This is a genomic window from Streptomyces sp. NPDC006510, from assembly GCF_040611955.1.
In the GTDB taxonomy this organism is placed as follows: Bacteria; Actinomycetota; Actinomycetes; order Streptomycetales; family Streptomycetaceae; genus Streptomyces.
Genome location: NZ_JBEXPH010000418.1, coordinates 1 through 2,119, shown reverse-complemented (window position 1 = coordinate 2,119; position 2,119 = coordinate 1). Strand labels below are relative to the sequence as shown.

Below are 2,119 nucleotides of genomic sequence, written 5' to 3'. Positions count from 1 at the left end.
GCGACAGCCGGGCCACCAGCATTCCCACGACCAACCCGCAACAGCGAAACGGCCCGACGGAAGAACCGACGGACCGTCATGCAAGATCGAGGCTAGTGACCGGAAACTTTTCTCCTGGAAGGCACCGCCCGTTTTCCCGCGTCCCTGCAGAGGATCTCTCCAATGCCGATTCCCCCGCACAACCGTCGCGCCTCCCGTGCCGTTGCTGCCACCCTCAGCGCTGCCGGCCTGATCGCACTGGCTGCGGCTCCTGCCGCCTTCGGCGATGAAACCGCACCCGAGTTGGTCATTGGAGGCATCGAGCCGGTCAATGGGGTGAAACCTGGGAGCAGCTTCGATCTGTCGGCTACCGTGGCGAACAAGGGCACCAGGGGGGCCGAGAAGGTGTGGGTCTCCTACGGCGTCACCCGAGGACTCGACTTCGCGGAGGTTCCCTCCAACTGCCGGACACAGCAGGTCCGGTCCTACGACGAGATGCCCGAGAGATGGATCGCGGTGTGTGCGTTCGACCAAGTGGTGGAGCCGGGCACCGTCTACACGCCCGAGAGGCCTCTCCGCGTCGAGGCACTGGACCGCGCGCTCAACGACGAGCTGCGAGTGAATGTCTGGGACGTCGATCCCGGAGCGGACGAGAACGGCACCCAGCCGGTGGCGGGAACCGCGCCGGCGGTGAAACTGGTCGAGGGACAGGCCGGGAGCGAGGGGACCGCACGAGTTGTCAATGTGCCCGTCAGCTCCGTCAACACGGCCGACTACCAGGTGACGGGTGCCGCGCTGAAGGGAAGCGTCGGTGACACGGTGAAGATGAAGGTGAAGTTCACCAACGCCGGGCCCGCCTGGATCCTGACCAAACAGGGGGAACGGTCCGTCAGCGTCATGATCACGCCTCCCGCCGGAACGTCGGTCGTCAAGCGCGGCCAGTTCTGCCAGGCCAAGGGTAAGGCGTACGTCTGCGGCATGCGGTCGCTGAACGAGGGCAGCCAAGAGACCTACACCTTCGAGCTGAAGATCGACAAGCGGGTGGCGAACGCCAAGGGGCAGGTGGCCCTGAGTACCGAGGCACGGCCATTCGACCCCAACAAGGCCAACGACAAGGCCGACATCACGCTGGACGTCACGGGTGGGGAGCCGACTGGCTCGACGGGCGGCTCGGCCAATGTCTCGGGCGGCTCGGCCGGCTCGGCCGGCTCGGCCGGCGGGTCGTCGACGGCCGGCGACGACGGGACCACGACGAACGGCGGCACCCTGGCAGAAACCGGCTCCTCGACGCTGCCGATCACGGGCGCGGCTGCCGCAGCGGTGGCCACGGGCGCGGGCATGCTCTTCATCGTGCGCCGTCGCCGGACCCAGAGCCCGAGCTGACGACCTAGCGGCGGTCGCTTTCACAGGCGTCGAGGCGTACGGCGGACAGGTAGTGCGTGCTCCGAGGATTGACGTCTGCGGACAGTAGGAGTTTGCGGTCCGACGGGTCGAGGACCTCGGTCAGTTCATGGATGGGGTAGCCGAAGAGGTCGAAGTCGCCGAAGGCGACCGGAACGTCGGCGGCCCGGTCCGGGACGCGCTCGGTCCGCTCGACGATCAAGTGCCCCATGATCTGATCGGCACAAGCCGTGCAGGCATAGGCCGTGACCAGGATGTCGCAGTGAACGAAGAAGAAGGTCCAGTGCGCTCCGCACATCCACCCACCGGCGCGGATGTCCGCCAGAGTTGACGCCGTCCACTGCGCCGCACGCTCGGTCATGCCGAATCGCAGGACGCCTGCGTTCGCTGGGAGGACGAGCCCGGTGCCGGGCATCAATCGAAAGGTCACTCGAATAGTGTGCCGGGACGCGTCGGTTGGGCCACCCCGCTTGCGTTGCGTTCGTCCTTCAGCCGCCTCGGATCAGGCACATAGCCCCGCCCGACTGCCCAGATCTCGCCGTCGGGGCGGCCGGGGCAGACGCATCTCGTCTGGTCCCGCCTTGGCTTCGAGCATGCTGACGACGGGCGGGCGGGAGACGAGCGACGTCTATGCCGCGGGCGCCGCGTTACTGACTTCGGCTGGCTAGGGTGACGTTGGGGTGTCGACGGCCAGGCCGGTGCCGGCTATGAAGCCGTCGAGGGTGTCGGGCCGGTACTG

Annotated in this window: 2 protein-coding genes; one reads left to right on the top strand and one right to left on the bottom strand. The window is 67.3% G+C overall.

All coding sequences use genetic code 11. The features are described from left to right. The first annotated feature begins 162 nt into the window (after positions 1-162). Positions 163-1,362, top strand: coding sequence for a hypothetical protein (locus tag ABZY11_RS44095; RefSeq protein WP_356484562.1), 1,200 nt, complete (start codon positions 163-165; stop codon positions 1,360-1,362). 4 nt (positions 1,363-1,366) lie between these two features. On the opposite strand, the gene ABZY11_RS44090 is transcribed toward ABZY11_RS44095, so the two are convergent. Continuing rightward, positions 1,367-1,810: a hypothetical protein gene (locus ABZY11_RS44090; protein WP_356484561.1), complete on the bottom strand. Its 444-nt coding sequence runs from the start codon at positions 1,808-1,810 to the stop codon at positions 1,367-1,369. Between the last annotated feature and the right edge of the window lie 309 nt (positions 1,811-2,119).

Coding starts and splice junctions, on each gene's coding strand:
- ABZY11_RS44095 (WP_356484562.1), top strand. CDS start 163: ATGCCGATTCCCCCGCACAACCGTCGCGCCTCCCGTGCCGTTGCTGCC.